Annotated in this window: 20 protein-coding genes; 11 read left to right on the top strand and 9 right to left on the bottom strand. The window is 72.8% G+C overall.

The annotated features are described in order from the left end of the window. The first annotated feature begins 58 nt into the window (after positions 1–58). Both metK and C2L59_RS40045 read left to right on the top strand, forming a co-directional pair. Positions 59–1,261: a methionine adenosyltransferase gene (metK, locus tag C2L59_RS40050; protein ID WP_199199576.1), complete on the top strand. Its 1,203-nt coding sequence runs from the start codon at positions 59–61 to the stop codon at positions 1,259–1,261. A gap of 286 nt (positions 1,262–1,547) precedes the next feature. Next, positions 1,548–3,644 carry a primosomal protein N' gene (locus C2L59_RS40045; protein ID WP_103354787.1) on the top strand — a complete coding sequence of 699 codons (2,097 nt, stop codon included), beginning with the start codon at positions 1,548–1,550 and terminating at the stop codon, positions 3,642–3,644. A 206-nt stretch (positions 3,645–3,850) separates the two neighbouring features. Here the strand turns inward: C2L59_RS40045 and C2L59_RS40040 are convergent, their stop codons facing one another. Both C2L59_RS40040 and C2L59_RS40035 read right to left on the bottom strand, forming a co-directional pair. Continuing rightward, entirely contained in the window at positions 3,851–5,203 is a 1,353-nt protein-coding gene (locus tag C2L59_RS40040; RefSeq protein ID WP_103354786.1) for a hypothetical protein, read from the bottom strand. A gap of 78 nt (positions 5,204–5,281) precedes the next feature. Next, positions 5,282–6,082, bottom strand: coding sequence for a GH25 family lysozyme (locus tag C2L59_RS40035; protein ID WP_103354785.1), 801 nt, complete (start codon positions 6,080–6,082; stop codon positions 5,282–5,284). 204 nt (positions 6,083–6,286) lie between these two features. Between C2L59_RS40035 and ggt the strand changes: the two genes are divergently transcribed. From ggt to C2L59_RS40015, 4 genes are all read left to right on the top strand, one after another. Then, positions 6,287–8,083, top strand: coding sequence for a gamma-glutamyltransferase (gene ggt / locus C2L59_RS40030; RefSeq protein WP_103354784.1), 1,797 nt, complete (start codon positions 6,287–6,289; stop codon positions 8,081–8,083). A gap of 132 nt (positions 8,084–8,215) precedes the next feature. Continuing rightward, positions 8,216–9,142, top strand: a complete 927-nt coding sequence (gene fmt, locus C2L59_RS40025; protein ID WP_103354783.1) for a methionyl-tRNA formyltransferase — start codon at positions 8,216–8,218, stop codon at positions 9,140–9,142. Then, positions 9,139–10,563, top strand: a complete 1,425-nt coding sequence (locus C2L59_RS40020; RefSeq protein WP_103354782.1) for an RsmB/NOP family class I SAM-dependent RNA methyltransferase — start codon at positions 9,139–9,141, stop codon at positions 10,561–10,563. Before fmt ends, C2L59_RS40020 begins: the two co-directional genes overlap by 4 nt. Then, complete coding sequence (locus C2L59_RS40015; protein WP_103354781.1) at positions 10,560–11,057, top strand: flavoprotein; 498 nt, start codon at positions 10,560–10,562, stop codon at positions 11,055–11,057. Before C2L59_RS40020 ends, C2L59_RS40015 begins: the two co-directional genes overlap by 4 nt. Positions 11,058–11,097: 40 nt before the next feature. On the opposite strand, the gene C2L59_RS40010 is transcribed toward C2L59_RS40015, so the two are convergent. The 5 genes from C2L59_RS40010 to C2L59_RS39990 all read right to left on the bottom strand — a co-directional run bounded on the left by C2L59_RS40010 (position 11,098) and on the right by C2L59_RS39990 (position 19,416). Further along, positions 11,098–14,304, bottom strand: coding sequence for a hypothetical protein (locus C2L59_RS40010; protein WP_146060504.1), 3,207 nt, complete (start codon positions 14,302–14,304; stop codon positions 11,098–11,100). A gap of 496 nt (positions 14,305–14,800) precedes the next feature. Then, the gene (locus C2L59_RS40005; protein WP_233223951.1) at positions 14,801–15,898 is read right to left on the bottom strand and encodes a serine hydrolase; all 1,098 of its coding nucleotides are present in this window, start codon (positions 15,896–15,898) and stop codon (positions 14,801–14,803) included. Between the two features lie 102 nt (positions 15,899–16,000). Next, positions 16,001–17,395: an alkaline phosphatase gene (gene phoA / locus C2L59_RS40000; protein WP_103354778.1), complete on the bottom strand. Its 1,395-nt coding sequence runs from the start codon at positions 17,393–17,395 to the stop codon at positions 16,001–16,003. A 165-nt stretch (positions 17,396–17,560) separates the two neighbouring features. Continuing rightward, the gene (locus C2L59_RS39995; RefSeq protein ID WP_103354777.1) at positions 17,561–18,220 is read right to left on the bottom strand and encodes a response regulator transcription factor; all 660 of its coding nucleotides are present in this window, start codon (positions 18,218–18,220) and stop codon (positions 17,561–17,563) included. Continuing rightward, positions 18,217–19,416, bottom strand: a complete 1,200-nt coding sequence (locus C2L59_RS39990; protein ID WP_103354776.1) for a sensor histidine kinase — start codon at positions 19,414–19,416, stop codon at positions 18,217–18,219. The genes C2L59_RS39995 and C2L59_RS39990 overlap by 4 nt, the downstream gene beginning before the upstream one ends. 121 nt (positions 19,417–19,537) lie before the next feature. On the opposite strand from C2L59_RS39990, the gene rpe reads away from it, so the two are divergent. From rpe to C2L59_RS39965, 5 genes are all read left to right on the top strand, one after another. Continuing rightward, positions 19,538–20,209 (top strand): ribulose-phosphate 3-epimerase, encoded by a 672-nt coding sequence (gene rpe, locus C2L59_RS39985; RefSeq protein WP_103354775.1) that lies wholly within the window; start codon positions 19,538–19,540, stop codon positions 20,207–20,209. An 80-nt stretch (positions 20,210–20,289) separates the two neighbouring features. Next, a complete protein-coding gene (locus C2L59_RS39980) occupies positions 20,290–20,919 on the top strand; it encodes a riboflavin synthase (RefSeq protein ID WP_103354774.1) in 630 nt (209 codons plus the stop codon). Beyond that, complete coding sequence (locus tag C2L59_RS39975; RefSeq protein ID WP_103354773.1) at positions 20,916–22,244, top strand: bifunctional 3,4-dihydroxy-2-butanone-4-phosphate synthase/GTP cyclohydrolase II; 1,329 nt, start codon at positions 20,916–20,918, stop codon at positions 22,242–22,244. Before C2L59_RS39980 ends, C2L59_RS39975 begins: the two co-directional genes overlap by 4 nt. Next, the gene (gene ribH, locus C2L59_RS39970) at positions 22,241–22,747 is read left to right on the top strand and encodes a 6,7-dimethyl-8-ribityllumazine synthase (RefSeq protein WP_103354772.1); all 507 of its coding nucleotides are present in this window, start codon (positions 22,241–22,243) and stop codon (positions 22,745–22,747) included. The genes C2L59_RS39975 and ribH overlap by 4 nt, the downstream gene beginning before the upstream one ends. Beyond that, entirely contained in the window at positions 22,744–23,187 is a 444-nt protein-coding gene (locus tag C2L59_RS39965; RefSeq protein ID WP_103354771.1) for a PH domain-containing protein, read from the top strand. The genes ribH and C2L59_RS39965 overlap by 4 nt, the downstream gene beginning before the upstream one ends. 24 nt (positions 23,188–23,211) lie before the next feature. On the opposite strand, the gene C2L59_RS39960 is transcribed toward C2L59_RS39965, so the two are convergent. Together C2L59_RS39960 and C2L59_RS39955 are read right to left on the bottom strand one after the other, a co-directional pair. Beyond that, positions 23,212–23,988 (bottom strand): exodeoxyribonuclease III, encoded by a 777-nt coding sequence (locus C2L59_RS39960; RefSeq protein WP_103354846.1) that lies wholly within the window; start codon positions 23,986–23,988, stop codon positions 23,212–23,214. A 64-nt stretch (positions 23,989–24,052) separates the two neighbouring features. Further along, positions 24,053–24,775, bottom strand: coding sequence for a trypsin-like serine protease (locus tag C2L59_RS39955; RefSeq protein WP_103354770.1), 723 nt, complete (start codon positions 24,773–24,775; stop codon positions 24,053–24,055). Positions 24,776–24,916: the final 141 nt, after the last annotated feature.

Here is a 24,916-nt window from a genome sequence, read left to right as displayed (position 1 = left end):
GTAAGGGGTGCCTAAGTACCCGGGCATCCGACGACAAGGTGAGGAAGTGACGGCCACCGTGACCGCGTCTAGCAGCAGATTGTTCACCTCGGAGTCGGTGACCGAAGGGCACCCCGACAAGATTTGCGACGCCATCAGCGATTCGATCCTCGACGGCCTGCTGTCGAAGGACCCGCGCAGCCGCGTCGCGGTCGAAACCCTGATCACGACCGGCCAGGTGCACGTGGCCGGCGAGGTGACGACCGAGGCCTACGCCGACATCCCGACGATCGTCCGCGACGTCATCCTCAAGATCGGCTACGACTCCTCCGCCAAGGGCTTCGACGGCAACTCGTGCGGCGTCAACGTCGCGATCGGTTCGCAGTCGCCCGACATCGCGCAGGGCGTCGACACCGCGTACGAGTCGCGGGTCGAGTCGGACGAGGACGAGATCAACCGCCAGGGTGCCGGCGACCAGGGCCTGATGTTCGGCTACGCCTGCTCGGACACCCCCGAGCTGATGCCGCTGCCGATCGCGCTGGCCCACCGGCTCTCCAAGCGGCTGACCGCGGTCCGCAAGGACGGCGTGCTGCCGTACCTGCGCCCGGACGGCAAGACCCAGGTGACCATCGAGTACGCCGGCGACCAGCCGGTCCGCCTCGACACGGTCGTCGTCTCCTCGCAGCACGCCGACGGCATCGACCTGGAGCGGATGCTCAGCGTCGACGTCAAGGAGCACGTCGTCGGCCCGGAGATCGAGAGCCTGGGCATCGACACCTCCGGCGCGCGCCTGCTGGTCAACCCGACCGGCCGGTTCGTCATCGGCGGCCCGATGGGCGACGCGGGCCTGACCGGCCGCAAGATCATCGTCGACACCTACGGCGGCATGGCCCGCCACGGCGGCGGCGCGTTCTCCGGCAAGGACCCGTCCAAGGTCGACCGGTCCGCGGCGTACGCGATGCGCTGGGTGGCCAAGAACGTCGTCGCCGCGGGCCTGGCCCAGCGGACCGAGGTGCAGGTCGCGTACGCGATCGGCAAGGCGGCCCCGGTGGGTCTGTTCGTCGAGACGTTCGGCACCGAGACGGTCGACCCGTCGAAGATCCAGCAGGCCATCATCGAGGTCTTCGACCTCCGGCCGGCGGCGATCATCCGCGACCTCGACCTGCTGCGCCCGATCTACGCCCCGACGGCGGCGTACGGCCACTTCGGCCGCCCGGAGCTCGGCCTGCCCTGGGAGAGCACGGCCCGCGCCGAGGCCCTCAAGGCCGCAGCGGGCGCCTGACGCACGATCCGGTGAAGGCCACCCCGCGGTTCGCCCGGGGTGGCCTTCCTCGTGCCCGGCCTTTCCTCAAGCGCCCCAATGTGGCGTTCGGTGCGTCCAACGCACCGAACGCCACATTGGGTGCGTCCGACGCAACCAACGCCACATTGGGTGCGTCCGACGCAACCAACGCCACATTGGGTGCATCCGACGCAACCAACGCCACATTGGGGCGCTCGGTTGCGGCAGGGTGTTCACCGTGGCCTGACCGGCCGCGGTGTCGGTGGGGTCTGGTAGAGATCTCCGGGTGAGCAGTTCCGAGCCCGCTGCCCTCTGGGAGCTCCCGGAGAAGCCGCCTTCGCCGAAGGCGGCGCCCTCGCGCGCCCGGAAAGCGCCGAAGCCCGGCCAGAAGGCGAAGGGTGCGCAGTCGCCCGCGCCCGAGCGGCCGGTCGCGCGGATCGTCGTCGACATCCCGCTGGCCCACCTGGACCGCACCTTCGACTACCTCGTGCCCGAGAAGCTGCACGAGACCGCCGTGCCGGGGTGCCGCGTCCGCGTCCGGTTCGCCGGGCAGCTGGTCGACGGCTACCTGGTCGAGCGCGGCGAAACCAGCGACTACGGCAGCAAGCTGGCCTTCCTGGACCGCGTGACCTCGGCCGAGCCGGTGCTGCCGCCGTCACTGCACGCGCTCTGCCGGTCGGTCGCCGATCGCTACGGCGGCACCTTGTCCGACGTCCTGCGGCTCGCGATCCCGCCGCGGCACGCGAAGGCCGAGGGCGAGCCGCCGCTGCCGCCCGCGGCGGTTCCGGCGGCCCCGGACACCGCGGCCTGGGCCCGCTACCAGCGTGGCCCGGCGTTCCTGGAGGCCCTCGCCGAGGGCAAACCCGCGAACGCCGTCTGGCAGGCCCTGCCGGGCGAGGACTGGCCGCGCCGGCTCGCCGAGGCGGCCGGGACCGTGGCGGCGGCCGGGCGGGGCGCGGTGCTGGTGGTGCCGGACCACCGCGACCTGACCCGGGTGCACGACGCGTGCGCGGCGCTGCTGGGCGAGGAGGCCGTGGTCGCGCTGATCGCCGGGCTCGGGCCAGCGGAGCGGTACCGGCGCTGGCTCGCCGTGCTGCGCGGCGCGGTGCGGGTGGTCGTCGGGACGCGCGCGGCGATGTTCGCGCCGGTCCACGACCCCGGGCTGTTCGTCATCTGGGACGACGGCGACGACCTGCACCTCGACCAGCACGCGCCGTACCCGCACGTCCGGGACGTCCTGATGGACCGCGCGCACGCGGCGAAGGCGTCGCTGCTGGCCGGCGGGTTCGCCCGGACGGCCGAGGCCCAGCTGCTGGTCGAGTCCGGCTGGGCGGTGCCGGTCCTGGCCGACCGCGCGACGCTGCGGTCCGCGGCCCCGCGCGTCACGCCGGTGGGCGAGGACTTCGACGTCGCCCGCGACGAGGCCGCCCGCGTGGCGCGCCTGCCGGCGGTGGCGTTCGAGGCGGCCCGGCAGGCGTTCGCGGCGGACCTCCCGGCGCTGGTCCAGGTGCCGCGGCGGGGATACGTGCCCGGCCTGGCCTGCGGCAACTGCCGGACACCCGCCCACTGCCGCCGCTGCGCGGGACCGCTGGCCCTGCCCGGCGGCTCGCTCGACGGGCAGCCCCGGCCCCCGGCGTGCCGCTGGTGCGGCGTCCCGGAAACGGCGTTCCGCTGCACGGCCTGCGGATCGGTCCGGCTGCGCGCGGTGATCGTCGGCGCGAAGCGCACGGCGGAGGAACTCGGCCGCGCGTTCCCGGGCATCCCGGTCCGCACGTCCGGCGCGGCGGAGGTCCTCGAATCGGTGCCGGGCAAACCGGCGCTGGTGGTGTGCACCCCGGGAGCCGAACCGGTGGCCGAAGGCGGCTACGGCGCGGCGCTCCTGCTGGACGGCTGGGCCCTGCTGGGCCGCCAGGACCTCCGGGCGGGCGAGGAGACGTTGCGCCGCTGGATGGCGGCGGCGGCCCTGGTCCGGCCGGCCTCGGCGGGCGGCCGCGTGATCGTCGGCGCCGAGGCGGGCCTGGCGGTGGTCCAGGCCCTGGTCCGCTGGGACCCGGCGTGGCACGCGGGCCAGGAACTGGCGGAGCGGCGCGAGCTGGGCTTCCCCCCGGCCATGCGGATGGCGAGCGTCGAGGGCAGCCCGGACGCGGTGGCCGTCCTCCTGGCGGACCTGCCCCTCCCACCGTCCGGCGAGGTCCTGGGCCCGGTCCCGATCGGCGAGGTCGACGAGGAGGGCAACGCGGACCGCGAGCGCGCCCTGGTCCGCGTCTCCCGCGCGGAGGGCAAGGCATTGGCGGCGTCGATCCACGCGGCGGCGGCCCGCCGCGACGCCAAGAAGGCCACGGAACCGATCCGCATCCAGCTGGATCCTCTGGACCTCATCTAGAAACCCCGTGGTGCCCCCCCGATCACGCGAGATGCCCGTCCAGTCACGCGAGATGCCCGTTGCCGCACAGCGGTTTCCCGGGCGGAACTCCGTACTCGCGTGATCGAGCACGGATCTCGCGTGACCGGAGACGGATCTCGCGTGATCGAGCACGGAACTCGCGTGATCGGAGACGGAACTCGCGTGATCGGCGGGGCATTACGGGCTCAGCCGGGCAGGACCGTGCCCGGCAGGGATTCCAGCGTGGCGCGCGGGGACTGCGTGGCGCGCGGCGGAACGGCCGGCGTCCGGGTTCCGTCGGCGGCGGCCGTGACCAGTGAGACCACCTCGGACGCGATCGCCTGCCGTCGGGCCTCGAAGTCCGCGTCCGTCAGGGTGTCCGGGGCCGTCGGCTGGCCCAGCACCGGTGTGTGCAGGTGGCCGCCCGGCAACGCCGTCAACCCGAGGCCGAGGCGCAGGCGATTGCTGCGGTACTGGGACTCGTTGGACAGGTAGTTGCCGCCGCCGCCGGAAGCCGCGATTTCGCCCGGTGCCGGGGCGTCCGAGCGGCACACCGGTGTGCCCGCGCCCGGCTGCGAAGCGTCCGGCCACACGCAGAACGCCTGGTTGAAATCGACCGGGTAGGCACCCGTCACCGCCAGCATCCGCGCGTACGGCAGCGTCGTCTCGATGAACTGGACGTCCGGCTGCGGCCAGCCCGCCGCCGGCGGGACGCCGCCCGTCACCGACGCATTGTCGTTGTCCGGGAAGCCGCCGCGCCAGGCGCCGGCCCAGCGCTCGATGTCGAACCGGCCGGGGCGGCCCTGGCTGATCGTCACGATCGCGTCCGGCCGCCGGGCGCGGTCGCGCAACGCTTCGCCGTACGCCGCTTCCACGATGCCCTCGTCGAAGTAGCCCCACACCACCGGGAAGCTCACCGCCTGCGCCACCGCCGGGCCCGACGGCGTGTCCAGGACCCGCCCGTCCAGCTGCAGCGCGGACGCCCCGGCCGGGTTGGAGATCCGGATACCGGTGCCGTCGAGCTGGAACGGGTCGAAGCCGCTCACCATGACGCGCCGGGTCTTCCCGGGCGGGAACCGCACGTCGTCGAGGCCGCGTGAGCCCCGGTCGAACGCCGTGAGCAAAGTGGTCCGGTCCACCACCGGGAACGGCGGCCGCCACTGCCGGATCGCGCTGCTCAGCTGCAGCCGCGCCCAGTACAGCGGCCGGTCGTCGAACCGGTCGAGCGTGCCGAGGTCCGGGCGGCGGCCCTGGGCGCGGTCGACGGCCGTCCGCCACAGCCGGTCGCCGGCCTGCGTGACGACGCGTGCGGCGCGGCGCGGTGTGCGGGCCGCGCACAGGTCGCGCTTCACCTCGGCGACGAGCGGGTCGAGCCCGGCCAGCCGGACGAGTTCGGGGCCGACGGCGGGACCGCCCGCCGGCAGGGACGCGGTCAGGCGGTGTTCCTCGACGGTCAGCGCGGCGGCCGGGTCGAAGCAGCCGGGCGCGGCCGCGGCGGTGGTAGGGAAGGCGGCCAGCGGAACGGCGGCGAGCAGGGGGAGCAAGGCGGTCAGGCGCACGGGTTTCCCTCCACGTCGTGGGCGACGCGGTCGAGTCTTGCGCCGACCGCGTCCCCCACGGAACCCGCTTTGGTCGGGTCAGCCGGTCGCGAGCACCTTCAGGCGCGTGATGTCCGCGCTGAACGTGTCCTGGTCGATCGGCGAGGAGCTGTACTGCCAGAACGTGTAGAAGCCCCAGTTGTACGGCAGTGTCCCCGCCGACGACGCGTAGCGCGCCACCCACAGCGGGTTCGTCGAGCTGAAGTCGCCCGTGTTGCCGGTGCACTGGCTCCACCAGCTCGTCGCCGTGTAGATCACCGGCCAGCGGGTCGTCTTCGCGTGGTACTCGTCGCTGAACGCCTTGATCCACGCCACCATCTGCGCCGGCGTCTTGCCGTAGCAGGCGTTGTTCGGGCCCCATTCGATGTCGAGCGTGCCCGGCAGGGTCTTGCCGTCCTTCGACCAGCCGCCGCCGTGGGCGACGAAGTAGTCGGCCTGTGCCGCGCCGCCCGAGGTGTCCGGGCGGCCGTAGTGGTACGCGCCGCGGATCATGCCGACGTTGTACGACCCCGTGTACTGCTGGCTGAAGTACGCGTTCTGGTAGCCGGTGCCCTCGGTCGCCTTGACGTAGGCGAACTTCTTGCCCGCGCTCCAGTACGACGCCCAGTTGACGTTGCCCTGGTAGGAGCTCACGTCGATGCCGGGGACGCTCGCGGCCACCGCCGCCGGCGCGAGCCCGGCCGGGGCCACGCCGTCGTGGGCGCGGATCGAGGCGCCCATCTCGTGGTTGTCGGTCTCCGGTGCGGCGCCGGCGCTGCCGGCCGTCACGACCAGCAGGGAGGCCGAGACCGTGAGCGCGGCGGCGAGCAGGCGGCGCCACGTCCGTCTGGGTGCAGTCATCTTCGGTTGTTCCTTCCGGTTGCCCTCGCTATGCGCGGTGTGCAGGCCGCGCCGCACGATTGTGTTACAGGGCATGCCGGAACGTCACTGCTCCATGTGATTTAATTTCCCTGACCCCTAAAGTGTGTGAAAAGTTGACAATAGGGGTTTTTCGGCCCCCTTGGCGTCTTGAAGCGGGGCAGTTCAAGGGGCAGACTCGCCCGCATGCCCGCGCACCGGAGCCGCACCACGCTCGTCCTGGCCGTCGCCGCCGCGCTCACCGCCGGGGTGGCCGCCCCCGCCGTCGCCGCGACACCCACCCCGAAGTCGCCGGTCGCCGTCGGTTTCGGCGGTGCCGTCGCCAGCATCGACGCCGACGCCACCGCGATCGGCACCCAGGTGCTGCGCGACGGCGGGAACGCCGTCGACGCGGCCGTCGCGGTCGCCGCCGCGCTCGGCGTCACCGACCCGTTTTCCGCCGGGGTCGGTGGCGGCGGGTTCTTCGTCTACTACGACGCCAAGACCCACCGCGTGCACACCCTGGACGGCCGCGAGACGGCGCCGAAGACCGCCGACGAGAACCTCTTCGTCGAGAACGGCCAGCCGCTGCCCTTCGCCGACGCGGTCACCAGCGGGCTGAGCGTCGGCGTGCCCGGCACGCCCGCGACGTGGGCCGAGGCCCTGCGCAAGTGGGGGACGCGGTCCCTGGCCAAGTCGCTGAAGCCGGCCGAGAACCTCGCGCGCTCCGGTTTCGTCGTCGACCAGACGTTCCAGACGCAGATCGCGAACAACGCGGCCCGCTTCGCCGCGTTCCCGTCGACGCGGTCGCTGTACCTGCCGGGCGGCGCGCCGCCGGCCCCCGGGACCGTGTTCCGGAACCCCGACCTGGCCGCCACGTACGCGCAGCTCGAACGCCACGGCGCCGACGCGCTGTACCGCGGCCCGATCGGCGCGGACATCGCCAAGACGGTGCAGCAGCCGCCGGTCGACCCGGCCTCGACGCTGAAGGTCCGGCCGGGCCGGCTCACGACGGCGGACATCGCGGCCTACCGCGCCATCGAGCGCGACCCGACCCACGCGCGCTACGAGGGGCTCGACGTCTACGGCATGCCGGCGCCGTCGTCGGGCGGCTTGACCGTCGGCGAGGCGCTCAACATCCTCGAGAACTTCGACCTGAAGCACGCGAGCAAGGCCGACTACCTGCAGTACTTCCTGGAGTCGACCCGCTTCGCGTTCGCCGACCGCAACCGCTGGATCGGCGACCCGGCCTTCGTCGACGTGCCGGCGCGCGAGCTGCTGAGCCGGCGGTTTGCGGACAGCCGCGCGTGCCTGATCTCGAAGGACAAGGCGGCCACCAGCCCGGTCGCCCCGGCCGACCCCCGCCACCCGGCCCCGTGCGCGGCGGGCACGGCGGCCGCGCCTACCCCGTACGAGGGCGAGAACACGACGCACCTGACGGTGGCGGACAAATGGGGCAACGTGGTGGCGTACACGTTGACGATCGAGCAGGAGGGCGGCAGCGGCATCGTGGTGCCGGGCCGCGGGTTTCTGCTCAACAACGAGCTGACGGACTTCTCGTTCACCCCGGTGACGCCGGGGGTCCCGGACCCGAACCTCCCGGGCCCCGGCAAGCGCCCGCGTTCGTCGATGGCCCCGACGATCGTCCTGGACCACGGCCGCCCGTTCTTCGCCACGGGCTCCCCGGGCGGGGCGTCGATCATCACGACGGTGCTGCAGGTGGTCCTGGGCCGGCTGGACCGGGGGCTGTCGCTGGAGGACGCGATCGCGGCCCCGCGGGCGTCGCAGCGCAACTCGGCGGCGGCGCAGGTGGAGCAGGCGTTCCTGGACCAGCCGGAGACGCCGCAACTGCGGGCCCGCGGCCAGGGCTTCTCGACGGCGCCGGCGGAGATCGGCGCGGCGACCGGCGTGGAGCGGCTGCGGGACGGACGGTGGCTGGCGGCGGCGGAACTGGTGCGGCGGGGCCAGGGCGCGGCGCAGGTGGTGTGGCCGGCGCGCTGGTAGGGCCTGCGGTCGGGCCCGCCTTTCCCGGTCCGGGGGAGGCGGGCACTGGGCGCGCCCGGCCGAAGGGGGCCTTCTAGACTCAGCTCCGATGTTCCAGCCACCTGAAACCCTGCTTCCGCCGGGGGTGGGCCGATGAAGCTCGTCTTCGCCGGCACTCCCGACCCCGCGGTCCCCGCCCTGCGCGCCCTGCTCGATTCCGGACGTCATGAGGTCGTCGCCGTCGTCACGCGGCCCGATGCGCAGGCCGGGCGTGGCCGCCGCGTCGTGCGGTCGCCCGTCGGTGCCCTCGCCGACGAGCACGGCATCGAGGTCCTCACTCCTTCGCGCGCCGGTGACCCGGCCTTTCTCGCGCGGCTCACCGAGCTCGCGCCGGACGCCTGCCCGGTCGTCGCCTACGGGGCGCTGCTGCCGCAGGCCGCGCTCGACATCCCGCGGCTGGGCTGGGTGAACCTGCACTTCTCGCTGCTGCCCGCGTGGCGCGGCGCCGCGCCCGTGCAGGCCGCGATCCGCGCCGGGGACGAGATCACCGGCGCCTCGACCTTCCGGATCGTCAAGGAACTGGACGCCGGCCCCGTCTACGGCGTCGTCACCGAGGCGATCGGGGCCACCGACACCGCCGGCGCGCTGCTCGGGCGGCTCGCGGAGTCCGGGGCCAAGCTGCTGCTGTCCACCATGGACGGTCTCGCCGACGGCAGCCTCGTCGCGCGGGAGCAGCCCGCCGAAGGGCTCAGCTACGCGCCCAAGGTGACCGTCGAGGACGCGCGGGTGTCCTTCGCCGACCCGGCCTCGGCGGTCGACCGGCACATCCGGTCGGTCACCCCGGAACCCGGGGCGTGGGCGGAGTTCCGGGGCGAGCGGTTCAAGCTCGGCCCGGTCACGGTGCTCGACGAACCCGGCCCGCCGCCGGGCGAGATCGTCGTCGAGCGCAAACGGGTGCTGGTCGGGACGGCGACGAAGCCGCTGCGGCTCGGCGACGTCCAGGCACCCGGCAAGAAACGGATGGCGGCCACCGACTGGGCCCGCGGTACGAGGATCGACCAGGGAGAGCGCCTCCGGTGAACGACCACAGGGAACGACGTCCGTCACGGCCGCAGCGGGGCCGTCCGGCACCGCGCAAGGAGGGGCCGCGCCGCCCGCCGGAGGTCGACCCGGCCCGGCAGGCCGCGTTCGACGTCCTCGCGGCCGTCCGGACGAAGGACGCCTACGCCAACCTCGTCCTGCCGGACCTGCTGCGCGAGCGGCGGATCACCGGCCGGGACGCGGCCCTGGCCACCGAACTGACGTACGGCACGTCGCGGGCGCAGGGCCTGCTCGACGCGGTCATCGAGTCCTGCGCCGAGCGCCCGCTGGCCAAAACGGATCCGGCGGTGCTCGACGCGCTGCGCCTGGGCGTCTACCAGCTGCTGCGCACGCGCATCCCCGAGCACGCCGCGGTGACGTCCACTGTGGACTTGGTGCGGGCGGAAGCCGGTTCCTGGGCCACGGGTTTCGCGAACGCCATCATGCGTAAGGTGTCCGAAAAGGACGAAGCGGCCTGGCTCGACGAACTCGCGCCGGACGAGGCGGCCGACCCCATCGGCGCCTACGCGCTGCGCACCGCGCACCCGCGCTGGATCGCCCGGTCGTTCGCCGAAGCGCTCGGCGACAAGGGTGCCGGGCTCAAGGCGGCCCTGGAAGCCGACGACGCGCGGCCCGAGGTGCACCTCGTCGCCCGTCCCGGCGAGATCAGCGCCGACGAGCTCGCCGCGATCACCGGCGGCGACCCGGCGCCCTACTCGCCCTACGGTGTGCGCCTGCCCGCCGGCGCCGGAGACCCGGCCGACGCCGAGCCGGTCCGCGAGCGGCTGGCCGCGGTCCAGGACGAGGGCAGCCAGCTCTGCGCGATCGCCGCGACGAAGGTGCCGCTCGAAGGCTCCGACGAGCGCTGGCTCGACCTGTGCGCCGGCCCCGGCGGCAAGGCCGCGCTGCTCGGTGCGTTGGCGGCGTCGAGCGGGGCGGCCGTCGACGCCGTCGAGAAGGCGCCGCACCGCGCGAAGCTCGTCGAGAAGGCCACGAGCGGCCTGCCGGTGAAGGTGCACGTCGGTGACGGGCGCGAGAGCGGCCTGGAGCCGGGCTACGACCGGATCCTCGTCGACGCGCCGTGCAGCGGGCTCGGCGCGCTGCGGCGGCGGCCGGAGGCGCGCTGGCGCCGTCAGCCGTCCGACGTCGCGGACCTGACGAAGCTGCAGGGCGAGCTGATCACCGCGGCCTACGACCTGCTGCGGCCGGGCGGCGCGCTCACCTACGTCGTCTGCTCGCCGCACCTGGCCGAGACGGAGGGCGTCTTCGCGGAGACGGCGCGGCGGCTGAAGGCCGAGGTGCTGGACGCGCGCGGGTTCTTCCCGGGCGTTCCGGAGCTCGGCGACGGGCCGTACGTCCAGCTGTGGCCGCACCGCCACGGCACGGACGCGATGTTCTGCGCCGTGCTGCGCAAACCGTGAGGGACCTCGGGCTGGTCGCCTGCTCGTGCGGCGGGCTGGACGCCCGGTTCGCCGCCGAGCTGGCCCGGCCCGCCGCCGAGCGCGGCTGGCGCCCGGCGATCACCCTGACCCCGACGGCGCACCGCTGGCTGACGTCCACGGGCACCCTCGACGCGGTGGCGGCGGCCACCGACCTCCCGGTCCGCAGCGAGCCCCGGCTGCCGGGCGAGCCGCGGCCGCACCCGGACCCGTCGGTGTTCCTGTTCGCACCGGCCTCGGCCAACTCGGTGGCGAAGCTGGCCCTGGGCATCGCGGACAACCAGGCGCTGACGGTCCTCGGCGACGTGCTGGGCGCGCCGGGGATCACGGTGGTGGTGGCGTACCAGATCCAGGACACCCGGGCGCACCACCCGGCCTGGCAGCGCCACCTCGACACCCTCGAGGGCGCCGGGGTGACGCTGCACCGCCTGGATGTCCGGCGGCCGTGGACCGAGGCCCTCGACCTGCTGCCCTGAGGCCGCGGCGGCCCTCATCCTGCATCGGGCTGTCGTGTTGCTATCGGGGAAGCCGAGAAGGAGCAGCAGTCCAGGGCTTCGCCAGCTCACCCTTCGGGTCCACGCCGTACATCCGGAAATCGTCGAGCAGCTCTTTGTTGCGGGCCATGTGCATGGCTTGCTCGATCTTCTGCAGGACGTCGCAACCCGACGCCAGTGCGACGAAGTATTCGTCGAGGGCTTTCGTCGGCTTGTCATGCCGACACCAGAAGTCGGCGAGCGCGACCCGTGCCGGCAGGTCGTCGGCATCCCGCCCCCGGATGAGCACCCGCTCGGCGTGCCCGGTCTTCTCGTGGCACAGGAGGGCGACCGCGGTGCGCGCCACAGCTGTCGTGACCCCACGCTCGATCTGGGCCTCGACGGCCGCGACCACCTGGTCGGCATGGTCCCGGTGCTCCCAGGCGCGAATGATCACCTCGTGGACCTCGCTGCGGATGTTCGCCTTTTTCCGTGCGTCCTTGAGCCGGCGAGCGGCCGACTCGTAGCGCCCCAGGTCGAGAAGGACGTCGACGGTCCGCAGCCACGCCGGCTCATAACCCGCCGCGGCCGCCGCGGGGAACCAGTACTCGACCGCGATCACGATCTTGTCGTTGAACCGGGGCCACAGGTTCGCACCGGTGTTGGCGATCTGGCGCCGCTGCGCCTCCAGCTCCCGGTACCCGATCCTGAGCAGGCCTTCGGCGACCCAGTTCAACGCTTCACCCCGGCTGACGTGGGCCAGCCGGGCGTACTTCTCGGCCGCGGTGTGGAAGGTCTCGTCCACGAGCAAGAAGTCGCTGATCGGTTCGAGCACACCGGGATCGGCGAGGTCGGCACCTTCGAGGTACCACTCGATCGCCTCCCGGGCCTTCCCGGAGCGGCACATCGCACCGGCGACGCGCTGCCGAAGAGCGTCCGACGTCGTTCCCGCGCGCTCGGCGCGCCGCACGAAGTCACCCGCAACCTCGTCCCAGCCGACTTCGGCAGCCGCTTCGGCCGCTCGAGCCCATGCCGCCGTGTCACCCAGGTCGGCGGCTCGCCGGAAGCCCTCCAACGCCCGCTGGAGCAACCCCTTGTCAGCGAACATCTCCGAGATGGTGGTGAGCATGGCCGGGTCCTCGACGGCGGCCGCCCTGGCGTGCTGGAACGCGGCGTCGAGGAATCCGGCCCGCGCGTACACCATCGCCATCGCGGCACGCGCCCCGTCGACACCGTATTCGACAGCGGTGTCACACCACGAGAGAGCGTCTTCGGCGCGATCGTGCTCGGCGAGCAGGCGTGCGCCGTAAAGGTAGGCCAGGTGGTCCCCGTTCTGCCCACGGTCCTGGAGCCAGCGGGTCACCTCGTCGATCTTGCCTTCGTCCCGGACGATCATCAGCTCGATGATCTTTCCGTGGGTGTCGATCCCGGGCTTGTCCAGCAGCCCGGTCAGCCACTCGATCGCGGATTCGTACCGGCCTTCCGAGTAGCCGTTCCACAGACCGCCATCGGACTGCCGGTCGGTCATCAGGTCCGCGGCGGCCCCTGCCGCGCTCAGCACGCCTTGCTTCGCCAGCGCCTGATAACTGTTGACGGCCGACGCCGGCTTCTTGGCGTCGGCGAGTGCCATCGCCATCAGCACCCGGGCGCGATCAGTGGTGTCGGCCACCGGCTCCAGCCACTTCATGGCCTCGACCCGGCGCTGCGCGGCGATCAGGACCTCAGCTGCGTCGAGGCGTGCTTCGCTGTTGCCCGCCGATGCCAGTTCGGCGTACACCTCGACCATGTCGTCGACCCGTCTCGCCTCGCGAAACAGGTCGATCAACGCTTCGGTGGCACCGGGAACGTTCTCGTCGGCGGCCCGGCGGTAGAACCGGTTGCACTGCAGCAGAAGCCGGCGTCGGCGGCACTCGGCCGCCAGCACCATGAGGCTGTCCGGCGCCGCCGATTCCACCAGCGCGGCCCAGAGTTCCGCTTCGGCGGCTTGCGGCACCTCGTTTTCCTTCACGAAGCGGCGATCGATGTGCTCGTCCAGCCGGAACCACTGACCACCGGCGTCGCCGCCGTTCCCCGGTGCCGACTTTCCGGTCAGCAGGCTGGCGCCTCCGGTGCCCGACCGGGTGAGTTCCTCCAAGGCCGCGGCGAACCAGTTCCCGCTCAGCTTCTCCAGGTCCGGTTCGGTGAAGAAGGCCAGTGCACCGCGCTCGAGCAAACTGCGCGAGAGCCAGCGACCATGGCCGAGCCGGCGAACCGCGACGCCGCACCGCAGGATCGCGCGTGCGGCCGGGGTGGCCGCCTTGAAGGCCCCGTTCAACCAGGGCGCCGCCGCCAGGTACTGGATGACACGACGATCCGCGGCCCGGGTGCCGGCTTCGGCCAGGCGCGGGTCTCCCGACTCGGCCGCTTTCCGCACTTCCGCTTCCGTGAAGCTGTCGGGCACCACGATCTGGCTGTCCTCGAGCAGCAGCCGGACCTGCTGGTACCGGTCGGTGCCGGACACCGACGGCACGGTGGTGAGCACCTGCCAGACCCGCGGTGTGAAGGTGCAGATGATCAGGTTCGGCCCCCGGGTCGGATCCCCGAGCAGCGTCCGAAGGGCGAGAGCGACGTCGTTGCCGATCTCCGGGCCTGCGTCGACGAAGTAGCGGTCGGCTCCCACCAGCCAGTACACCGTCTTGGGCGGCATTTTCGCGATCTCCGCGAGCAAGGTGACAGGATCGCTCGGGCTGGTCGCGGGCCAGACGTACCAGGAACTCAGCAACGGCTCGTGCGCACTGGCGACACGGTGGTGCGTCGCCTCCCAGGCGGCCCGCTTCCGGCCCGTCGCGGGCTCTCCGATCAGGGACGCGATTCCACCGGATCCGGCCGCCGCGCGCTCGACCAGGTCGATGAGCGGCTTGTCGTGCTCTCTGACGACGTAGGGAGTCAGGACGGGCAAGTCGGGGTCGCCGACCTCGCTCCGCAACGACGCGATCTCCAGTTGCTTGGGAGCGCACGCCGGAAGAGCGAGGGCCAGACGGCTGACGGCCGTGTCCGGGGCTGTCCTGCGTGTCGGAGCGTGGGGACGGACGTTCACGTGGGGCTTCACGGTTCCTTCGTGTCGAGCGGCTCGAGCAGATGGCCCGAGTCCGGCGCGACCGGCACCCGCTTTCTGCTGTCTCGACCGTGGTCCTTCCGCGTCTATCCGTCCATCACCGTGCTGTCCGAAGCGCCGAACGGTCCCGCCACCGCGACGACGGCCACCCGGCAATTCGTTAGCTCTTGCGGACAGTTTTCACCCGATCGTGAAGGCGTTTGGCCTGGTCAACGCCGCAATCGGTTGCCGCAAGTGTCGCCAACCTGCGACAACCGCGACGATTTGCCGCTGGGGTGGGCCGGCAGCGGGAGGCATCGGAGCCGGCCGCTTCACCGCCGGAAGCATTCACTCGGACGGGTTCCGTTTCCGAGCGCGGTCCAGGCCCGGCAATACCTGCCGTGACCGCGGCCGCTGAGCGCAGCGACCGCACCGAGCGGAGCTTCCGCCGCGACCGCACTGAGCGGAGTTTCTGCCGCGACCGCGGTGAGCGGCCCCTGTACCGCGACCGCGGTGAGCGGACCCTGTACCGCGACCGCGGTGAGCGGACCCTGTACCGCGACCACGGTGAGCCGCGAACCCGGCCCACCGCGATCACGCCGGACACCGGCCCGCGGGTGCGCCCCCCGTTTTCCACGCTACCGGTGACCACCGACGATTCCGGACCGCCGGCCTACGAACAGACCGCCGCGTCCACCGCCGCGAGCAGGTGGGCGCTCGTGTCCGCCGGGGTCGGATTCTCGTTCAGCACCACCGTTGCCCGCCGCCCGTTCGGGCCCGCTCCCGCGAAGTTCGTGAAGCCGATGATTCCGCCTTCGTGGCCCCACACCACTCCGCACGTCAGCGGGATCGCGCCCAGCCCAAGGCCGTACCGGGCGCCCGGTACGCCCAGGTCCGCGGGCACCGTGCGGCGCATCTCCGCCAGCTCCGCCGGGCGCAACAACCGCCCCTCCAGCAACGCACCGTAGAACCGGTCGAGGTCGGCCGGGGTGGAGACGAGGCCGCCCGCCGCGCCCGCGATCGTTGCGTCGAAGTCGCTGAAGTCGACCAGCTCGGTGCCGATCGGGAAGTAGCCGACCGGGTGGGGGGACGGCAGCTTCTCGTCGCCGCGCCTGGGGAGGTACGTGTCGTGGAGGCCCAGCGGCCGGGTGATCCGGTGGGCGATCTCGGCCGCCGGCGCGTGTCCGGTGACCCGCTCCACGAGCATCCCCGCCACGATGTAGTTCGTGTTCGAGTACGACCAGCCCGTGCCCGGCGGGAACAGCGCCGGGTGCTGCACGGCCATGGCCACCAGCTCCGCCGGCTCGGCGCCGCGGTGGCGCAGCGCTTCCGGGTCGCTCAGGTCGAAGTCCTGGAGGTACTCGGGAACTCCGCTCGTGTGCTGCAGCACCTGGCGGACGGTGATCCGCGCGTCGGGCAGGAGCCCCGGCAGGTAGCGCGCAACCGGTGCGTCCAGGCGCACCCGGCCCTCCGCGACCAGCTGCAGCACGACCGTCGCCACGAACGTCTTGGTGACGCTGCCCGCGCGGAACGAACCGTTGCGCGGGAACGGCTTCCCGGTCGCGACGTCGCCGACGCCGCTGCGGGTGACTTCGGTCCGCCGGCCGTCCTGGACCACCGTCACCGCCCCCGGTACGCCGTCCTGGGCGGTCAGCACGTCCAGGCTCGCCTGGACCGGGCTCGCCGCCGCCGCCGGCGCCGGTGCCGCGGTGGTGGCCGCGAGCAGCGCGGCGAGCGTGCCGGCGGTGACGGCTCGCAATGACTTCCGCATGAAAGAACCCCCTGGTGTTTCGGTGATTCCCACGCTAGGGACACCGGACACCAGGGGGCATGGGGGAGACCACCGGGAAAACCCGGGGGTTCACCCCACCACTCAGCGCAGCTTCAGGGCGCGCTTCAGGGTGCCGAACAGGTCGGTCTGGTTGGTCAGGCCGACGATGTTGGCCGCCTGCGGGCCGAGACCGGCGATGCGCACCTGCGTCCCCGTGTGGGACTGCGAGCCGCCCGCTTCCGCGGTGCCGTACGCCAGCGTCATGTTCGCGCCCTCGTTGGTGATCAGGGTCGCGGTCAGGCCCGGGGTGGCGGTGGGCTCGACGATCTGGCTGCTGTGACCGTGGTCCGCGGTCACCAGCACCAGCGTGTCCGGGTGGCTGCGGGCGAACGCCGTGCCCGCCGCGATCGCCGCGTCGAAGTCGACCGTCTCGCCGATCTGGCCGCACGGGTCGGCCGCGTGGTCCTGCTTGTCGATGCTCGCGCCCTCGACCTGCAGGAAGAAGCCCTTGTCGCTACGGCGGTCGTCGAGCAGCTCCAGCGCCTTGCGGGTCTGGTCGGCCAGCTTCGGCTGGGTCGCCGGGACCTTCGCGTTCGGCGTGCAGCGGGCCGGCGCGGTGCCGCCGTGCACGGCCGCCGGGCCGGACCAGTTCACCGGCATGTTGCCGTCGGCGAACAGGCCGAGGACCGGCTTGCCCTTCTTCGCCGCGGCCAGGTCCGCCGCGGTGTTGACGACCGAGTAGCCCGCCGCCTTGGCCTGGTCCAGCACGGTCTTGCCCTTGAACTTGCCCGCCGTCACCTGCTGGTTGAAGTACTTCGCGCCGCCGCCCAGCAGGACGTCGGGGCGGGTCTGCACCAGCTGCTCGGCGATCGAGCCGAGGCCGCCGTTTTCCTTAGCGTTCTTCGCGCACTTGGCGGTCGTCTCGACCGGGCCCTTGCAGTCGCGGTTGACGACGTGCGCGCCGAGCACGGCCGGGGTCGCGTCCTGGACCTCGGCGGTGGTGACGTCGCCGGTGCGCAGGCCGTTGCGCTTGGCGATCTCGAGGATGGTCGGGACGTCGTTGCCGTAGGCGTCGACGGAGATGGCGCCGTTGTAGGTCTTGGTGCCGGTGGCCCAGCCGGTGCCGGACGCGGCCGAGTCGGTCACGTAGTTCGGCTTGCCCGGGTTGTTCTGCTCGACCGCGTAGGTCGTGTAGTCACCGGTCAGCGGCAGCTCGTCCATGGCGAGCCGGCCCGCGGCGCCGCGCTCGTAGTTGCGGGCGGAGGTGATCTCAGACTGGCCCATGCCGTCGCCGAGGAACAGGATGACGTTGCGGACGTGGCCGCCCTGGATCGCGGCACGGACGTCGGCGGTGCGGTCACCGGTGCCGGCCGACGAGCGCGCGTCGGCGGTGTCGGAGCCGTTGGTGGCCAGGGCGACCGGGGCGGCGGCGACCAGCGCGGCGCCGAGCGCGCCCGCGATCAGCCACCGGCGGCGGCCGGCGAACAGCGAAGCCATGTTTCTCCTCATTCACGAACTTCGGGGACTTCGGGGGGTACGGCCCGCATTTCGGACACGGGCTATTAGTCCTCCCGCATGTGTGCCGTGGAGGGACTGGAGGTGGCCGCCGGGTGGCGGCTGGCCGAACTCATGACTTCCCGCCGGTGACCGGGAGCACGTCGGTTATTGACCGGCGAGGTGCCCCGGCTTGACGACCCCGGCTTCGTACGCGATGACGACCGCCTGGCTGCGGTTCCCGGCGCCGAGCTTGGCGAAGACGTTGCCCACGTGGGTCTTCACCGTCTCCAGGCTGATCACCAGCGCCGCCGCGGTGTCCTGGTTGGACAGTCCGGTGGCGACGAGCCGCAGCACCTCGGCTTCGCGCCGGGTGAGGGTCTTCGCCGCCCGCGCGTGCTTCCCGCCCGCGGTCCGGCCGCTCACCAGCCGCCGGATCGCCTCCGGGAACAGCAGCGACTCGCCCGCGGCGACCGTCCGCACGGCGTGCGCGATCTCCTCCTTGCGCGCCCGCTTCAGCAGGAACCCGCTGGCCCCGGCGAGCAGCGCTTCGTGCACGTAGTCGTCGTTGTCGAAGGTCGTGACGACGAGGATCTTCGGCGGATCGGCGAGCGCCGCGAGCACCTGCCGGGTGGCTTCGATGCCGTCCACGCCGGGCATCCGCACGTCCATCAGCACCACGTCCGGCCGCGTCCGCCGCACCGCGTCGAGGACCTCGCCGCCGTCGGCCGCCTCGCCCACCACCGGCAGGCCCTGCTGCTCCAGCAGCGCCCGCAACCCGGTGCGGACCAGCGGCTCGTCGTCGGCGAGCAGCACCGACGGCGTCACGCGCCCGCCCGCAGCGGGATGGTCGCCCTCAGCCGCCACTGCCCGCCGTCGGGGCCGGCGTCGAGCTCGCCGCGCAGCGCCCCGACCCGCTCGGCGAGCCCGGCCAGCCCGCGCCGCCCGGTCCGGGGCGCGTCGCCGGGCAACGGGTTGACGACCGCGATGCCGAGCTGCTCCGGACCGGCCTCGACGCGGACGTCGACCGTGCCCGGGCCGGCGTGGCGCAGCGCGTTCGTCAGCCCTTCCTGGACGATCCGGTAGCCCTCGCGCGACACCGTGGCGGGCAGCGCCGCGACCGGCCCGGTGACGGCCAGGCGGACGTCGAGCCCGGCTTCGCGGGCGCGCACGGCGAGGACGTCCACCTCGGCCAGCGTGCGCGTCGGCGCCTTGGCCGCCGGTTCGTCGCGCAGCAGGCCCAGGACGTGGTCGAGGTCCTCGAGGGCGCTTCGAGACGCTTCTTCGATCGTGCCGAGTGCGCGCCGCACCTGGGCCGGGTCCGCCTCGACCAGCTCGGCCGCGGCCGCCGCCTGGATGGTCGACGTGGTGAGCGTGTGCCCGATGGAGTCGTGCAGCTCCCGGGCCAGCCGGTTGCGCTGGGCGAGCACGGCCGAACGCTGCTCGGCGGCCGCCGTGAGCTCGGCCGCGGACGGGCCCAGCAGCGTCGTGGCACCGACCCGGAAGCCGATGGTGGCGGCCGCGGCGAGCACCAGCGCCGCGACCACCGCCGCGAGGCCGAACAGGATGGTCCACGGGCCGAGCGGGACGTCGTTCCGGAAGAAGCTGATCCGGTCCTGCCCGCCGGTCAGCCACGCCAGCGGCACGAACATCGAGATCGCGAGGAAGCCCAGAACGGTGGCGAGGGCCCCGCTCACGGCCGTGTGCAGCGCGGACCACAGGCCCGACCGCAGCCGCGACACCGCGTCCGGACGCCGGGCCGGGGCGGGCAGGCGGGTGCCGAGCAGGCCGTTCGCGAGCCCGACGCCCAGCCGCCGCACCGGCCCCAGCAGGCCCAGCAGCCCCATCAGCACCGCGAGCGCGACCGCCGCGATGAGCGCGCGGACGCGGGAGTCGGCGTCGAACGAGACCGCGACGGCGAAGGCGAACGGGGAGATCGGCGCGGCCAGCAGGAGGCTCACGGCCGTGTACGGAAGGCTGCGGTAGCTGCCGATCCGCGCCAGGGACACCAGGAATCCGGACATGGGCCGAGGTTAGGGCGCGACCGGGATCCGTGACCTCCCTCTCCGGAGCCAGATCCTGGTCACAACCGGTTAGCGAGCGTTAGCAGCGGCCTCCTACACTCGGAACGTGGCAGACCGACCTTTGATCGCACCCAGCATCCTCGCGGCGGACTTCGCCCGGCTCGGCGAGGAGATCGCCGCCGTCGCCGGCGCCGGGCAGAACCGCGCCGACTGGGTCCACGTCGACGTCATGGACGCGCACTTCGTGCCGAACCTGACCCTCGGCCTGCCCGTGGCCAAGGCCCTGATCGACAGCACCGACCTGCCGATCGACTGCCACCTGATGATCGACGACCCGGACCGCTGGGCGATCGGGTACGCCGAAGCCGGCGCCTACAACGTCACCGTGCACGCCGAGGCCGCGAAGGACCCGATCGCGCTGGCGAAGAACCTGCGCGCCGCGGGCGCGAAGGCCGGCCTGTCGATCAAGCCGGGCACCGCGCTCGAACCGTGGCTCGACGCGCTCGCGCACTACGACACGCTGCTGGTCATGTCGGTCGAGCCGGGCTTCGGCGGGCAGTCGTTCATCCCGGACGTCCTGGAGAAGGTCCGCACCGCGCGGCGCCTGGTCGACACCGGGCACCTGACGCTGGTCGTCGAGATCGACGGCGGCATCAACGCCGACACCATCGAGCAGGCCGCCGAAGCGGGCGTCGACTGCTTCGTCGCCGGATCCGCCGTCTACGGGGCGGCCGACCCGGGCAAGGCGGTCGCCGCGCTGCGCGAGCAGGCGGCCCGCGGCCGGGCCGGCTGACGCTCGCGGCGGCACCGGAGAAGCCACCGGGCCGCGGCGGGTGTTGGATGGAAGGACCGGCTCACTAGGAGGCAGCGCACGTGTTCACCGGCATAGTCGAGGAGATCGGCGAAGTCACCGCCGTCGAGCAGCTGACCAACGCGGCCCGGCTGCGCGTCCGCGGGCCGCTGGTCACCAGCGACGCCGGGCACGGCGACTCGATCGCGGTCAGCGGGGTGTGCCTCACCGTCGTCGAGGTGACCGACGGTGAGTTCACCGTCGACGTCGTCGACGAGACGCTGCAGCGCTCGAGCCTGGCCAAGGTCGCGGCCGGCGACCGGGTCAACCTGGAGCGCGCGACGCCGGCGGGCGGCCGGCTCGGCGGGCACATCATGCAGGGCCACGTCGACGGGACCGGCGTGTTCCTCGGCCGCGACGGCAACGGCGTCACGACGTTCGCGCTGCCGGACCACCTGGCGCGGTACGTGGTCGAAAAGGGCTCCATCGCGGTCGACGGCGTGTCGCTGACGGTCGCGGCGATCGGCTCCGACCGGTTCTCGGTGGCCCTGATCCCGACCACCCTGGAGGCGACGACCCTCGGCCGCCGCGAGCCCGGTGACCTGGTCAACCTCGAGGTCGACGTGGTCGCGAAGTACGTGGAAAAGCTGGCCGAGGCGCACATCCGCGACCAGGTGCACAATCGGGACGGCGGCACGGAGGAGCGGTCATGAGTGAGACGAGTGCACCCACGCCCGAGGCGGGCTGGACGCCGTGCGGCACCGGGGCGGTGTTCGACGCCGACGCCATCGAGCGGGCGATCGCGGACATCGCGGCGGGCCGCGCGGTCGTCGTGGTCGACGACGAGGACCGCGAGAACGAGGGCGACCTCATCTTCGCGGCCGAGAAGGCGACGCCGGAGCTGCTGGCCTTCATGGTCCGCTACACCTCGGGGTACGTCTGCGTGGCGCTGACCGAGTCCGAAGCGGACCGGCTGGACCTGCCGCCGATGTACCACACCAACCAGGACGCGCGCGGGACCGCGTACAGCGTCACGGTCGACGCCGCCGAGGGCATCAGCACCGGCATCTCGGCCGCCGACCGCGCGCACACCATCCGGCTGCTGGCCGACCCGGCGTCCACGGCGAAGGACTTCCGCCGTCCCGGGCACGTCGTGCCCCTGCGGGCCAAGGAAGGCGGCGTGCTGCGCCGCCCCGGGCACACCGAGGCGTCGGTCGACCTGGCCCGGATGGCCGGCCTCGCGCCGGCGGGCGTGCTCTGCGAGATCGTGTCGCAGAAGGACGAAGGCGACATGGCGCGCCGCGACGAGCTCGAGGTCTTCGCCGCCGACCACGACCTGGCCATCATCACCATCGCCGACCTGATCGCCTACCGCCGCCGCACCGAGAAGCAGGTCGAGCGGGTCGCCGAGGCGCGGATCCCCCTGGCCGCGGGCACGTTCCGCGCGGTCGGCTACGACTCGCTGCTGGACGGCATCGAGCACGTCGCGTTCGTCTACGGCGAGATCGGCGACGGCCAGGACATCCTGGTGCGCGTCCACTCCGAGTGCCTGACCGGCGACGTCTTCGGCTCGCTGCGCTGCGACTGCGGCCCGCAGCTGGAGGCGGCCCTGGAAGCGGTGGCCACCGAAGGCCGCGGCGTCGTGCTCTACATCCGCGGCCACGAGGGCCGCGGCATCGGCCTCCTGCACAAGCTGCAGGCCTACCAGCTGCAGGACGACGGCGCGGACACCGTCGACGCGAACCTCGCGCTCGGCGTCCCGGCCGACGCCCGCGACTACGGCACCGGCGCGCAGATCCTCTGCGACCTCGGCGTCCGCACCATGCGGCTGCTGTCGAACAACCCGGCCAAGCGGATCGGCCTCGAGGGCTACGGCCTGCGCGTCACCGGGCGGGTGCCGCTGCCGATCTCGCCGAACCCGGAGAACCTGCGCTACCTGCGGACCAAGCGCGACCGGATGGGCCACGACCTGGCCCAGCTGGAGCACTACGACCAGGTCGGCGCGGGCACCGAGCACGCGGATGGAGGACCACAGTGAGCGGCGAAGGCCGTCCCGACGTTTCCCTGGACCTGACCGGCTGCAAGTCCCTCAAGCTCGGCATCGTCGCCACGAAGTGGAACTCGGACATCACCGACGTCCTGCTGGAGCGGGCGCTGGCCGCGGCGAAGGAAGCGGAGCTGGAGGAGGAGCCGACGGTCGTCCACGTGGCCGGTGCGGTCGAGCTCCCGGTGGTAGCGCAGGCGCTGGCCCGCAACCACGACGCCGTGGTGGCGCTGGGCGTGGTCATCCGCGGCGGCACCCCGCACTTCGAGTACGTGTGCGACGCGGTGACGGCGGGCCTGACCCGGGTGGCCCTGGACGAGAGCACCCCGGTCGGCAACGGCGTCCTGACGTGCGACACGCACGAGCAGGCCGTCGACCGTTCGGGCCGTCCGGGCTCGAAGGAGGACAAGGGCTACGAGGCGACGGTGGCCGCCCTGGACTCCGCGCACGTGCTGCGGAGCCTGCGCCAGCCGTGGACCGAGCGGGGTTTCCAGTGAGCGTGGCGACTTCCCTGGTGATCCGCCCGCGCCGGGCGATGATCATGTGCAGCGTGCTGGCGGTGGCGCTGCTCGCGGTGTTCATCGTGGTGGCGGTCCTGCTGCGCACCGGCGACACGGGCGTCCGCTTCCAACGTTCCGACCAGGCGGCGATGGTGGGCATCGGCATCCTGCTGGCGTGCGGGGTGATGCTGTTCGCGATCGCGCGCGTGCGGGCGGACGCGGAGGGCATCGAGGTCCGGAACGTCCTGGTCACCCGCCGCTTCGCCTGGAGCGATGTGCTGTCGGTGAGTTTTCCGGACGGGGCTTCGTGGGCCCGGCTGGAGCTGCCGGACGACGAGTACCACGCGGTGATGGCGGTGCAGTCCGTGGACCGGGACCGCGCGGTGGAAGCGGTGCGCGCGCTGCGCAAACTGCACCGCGCGGCCACCGGCGGCTGACGCCTGGCGCTGCGGCTCGGCGGGTCAGAGGTCCAGGTCCACCACGATCGGCGCGTGGTCCGAAGGGCCCTTCCCCTTCCGCGCGTTCCGGTCCACATAGGAATCCGTCACCGCGTCGGTGAACGCGGAGTTCCCGTACACCAGGTCGATCCGCATGCCCTTGTTGTTCGGGAAGTTCCCGGCCCGGTAGTCCCAGTACGTGAACGGGTGGTCGTACTTCAGCGGCCGCGGGAAGACGTCCGACAAGCCCAGGTCCCGCAGCCGGGCCAGGGCGTCGCGCTCCGGTTTGGTCACGTGTGTCGACTCCGCGAACAGCGCGATGTCCCAGACGTCCGCGTCCGTCGGGGCCACGTTGAAGTCACCCAGTACCGCGAACGGCCCGGACGACACCTCCGACGCCACCAGCGAGTGCAGCGACGAGAGCCACTCCAGCTTGTACGCGTAGTGCGGGTTGTCCGGCTCGCGCCCGTTGGGCACGTACACCGACCACACCCGCACACCCCCGCAGGTGGCGCCCACCGCGCGCGCCTCCGCCGCACCTTCGAACGAAGGCTCGTCCGGCAGGCCGCGCACCACGTCCGACAGGCCCACCCTCGACACGATGCCGACGCCGTTCCAGCGCCCGAGCCCGTACGCCGCCACCTCGTACCCCAGCGCCTCGACCTCGGCCAGCGGGAACTTCTCCGTCGTCGTCTTCAGCTCCTGCAGGCACAGCACGTCCGGCGCCGTCTCCTCCAGGAAACCCAGCACGCGCGGCAGGCGGGGGACGATCGAGTTCACGTTCCAGGTGGCGATCCGCATGCCCGCGAGCATCCCACAGGCCACCGACAAAACCGGGGCGGCGCCGAAGCGCCGCCCCGGGAAGTCACACGCCCGCGGTCGTCCGGATCCAGGACCGGCTCGCCGCCACGCTCGCGTAGTTGTTCGTGCCCCGGGTGGTCGACCCGCTCTGGTTCTGGACCGTCGACGCGACGCCGACCTGGACCCCGCCGGAGATCTCCGGGCCGCCCGAGTCGCCCTTCCACGCCGAGCCGTTGATGCCGACGCTCTGGATCGCGCGGCCGCCGTAGGCGTCCGTGGAGCGGCCGGTCACCTGGACGTTCGCCGTCTTCAGCGAGGTCGCCGGCGGCCCGGTCGGGGTGGTGCGGCCCCAGCCGTAGATCTGGTTGGTGCTGCCGGTCGCCGGGTCGGTGCTGCCCAGCGAGATCGGCGAGGTGCTCGTCGCCGAGGCCAGGTGCAGGAGCGCGATGTCGCCGTTCGGGGACTCGTACTCGTGGTCGACGGCGATCTTCGTGCCCGAGAGCAGCGTGTTGCTGCCGACGCGGACGTACATGCCCGAGCCGTCGGAGTCGAGGCAGTGCACCGCGGTCAGCACCCAGCGGCCGGCGATGACCGTGCCGGAGCAGTTGAAGCCCTGGTAGTCGCGGCCAGGCGTGTTGACGTACACCTGGGCGCCCCAGGAGACCGCCGGCGCGGTGGTGCCGCCGACGATGTTCGGCTGGACGCCCGCGGAGGCGACCGCGCCGCCCGCGAGGGTGAGGGCGACGGCGGCCGCGGAGACGGCGCCGAGGGAGCGGAGGAAGCTCACGACGGTGATCCTTTCGGTGGGGGACCGGATCGCCGTCGGAAAGTAACCACCGGGTCACGGGTGCGGACACCGACGAAGGTCGGAACCGGGCGAACACCCTACTTCCGGTGGGGCAGCCCGGGGGTGTGCGAAAACTGTCGG

It is taken from the genome of Amycolatopsis sp. CA-128772, from assembly GCF_002904295.1.
In the GTDB taxonomy this organism is placed as follows: Bacteria; Actinomycetota; Actinomycetes; order Mycobacteriales; family Pseudonocardiaceae; genus Amycolatopsis.
The sequence above is the reverse complement of the archived record's forward strand: the minus strand, read 5'-3'. Positions and strand labels throughout refer to the sequence as shown.

What these genes read in the sequence shown, in the direction of transcription:
- C2L59_RS39975 (WP_103354773.1), top strand. Translation starts at nt 20,916, where the DNA reads ATGAGTGAGACGAGTGCACCCACGCCCGAGGCGGGCTGGACGCCGTGC.
- C2L59_RS40005 (WP_233223951.1), bottom strand. Translation starts at nt 15,898, where the DNA reads ATGCGGAAGTCATTGCGAGCCGTCACCGCCGGCACGCTCGCCGCGCTG.
- C2L59_RS39960 (WP_103354846.1), bottom strand. Translation starts at nt 23,988, where the DNA reads ATGCGGATCGCCACCTGGAACGTGAACTCGATCGTCCCCCGCCTGCCG.
- C2L59_RS40035 (WP_103354785.1), bottom strand. Translation starts at nt 6,082, where the DNA reads ATGACTGCACCCAGACGGACGTGGCGCCGCCTGCTCGCCGCCGCGCTC.
- phoA (WP_103354778.1), bottom strand. Translation starts at nt 17,395, where the DNA reads ATGGCTTCGCTGTTCGCCGGCCGCCGCCGGTGGCTGATCGCGGGCGCG.
- ggt (WP_103354784.1), top strand. Translation starts at nt 6,287, where the DNA reads ATGCCCGCGCACCGGAGCCGCACCACGCTCGTCCTGGCCGTCGCCGCC.
- C2L59_RS39990 (WP_103354776.1), bottom strand. Translation starts at nt 19,416, where the DNA reads ATGTCCGGATTCCTGGTGTCCCTGGCGCGGATCGGCAGCTACCGCAGC.
- fmt (WP_103354783.1), top strand. Translation starts at nt 8,216, where the DNA reads ATGAAGCTCGTCTTCGCCGGCACTCCCGACCCCGCGGTCCCCGCCCTG.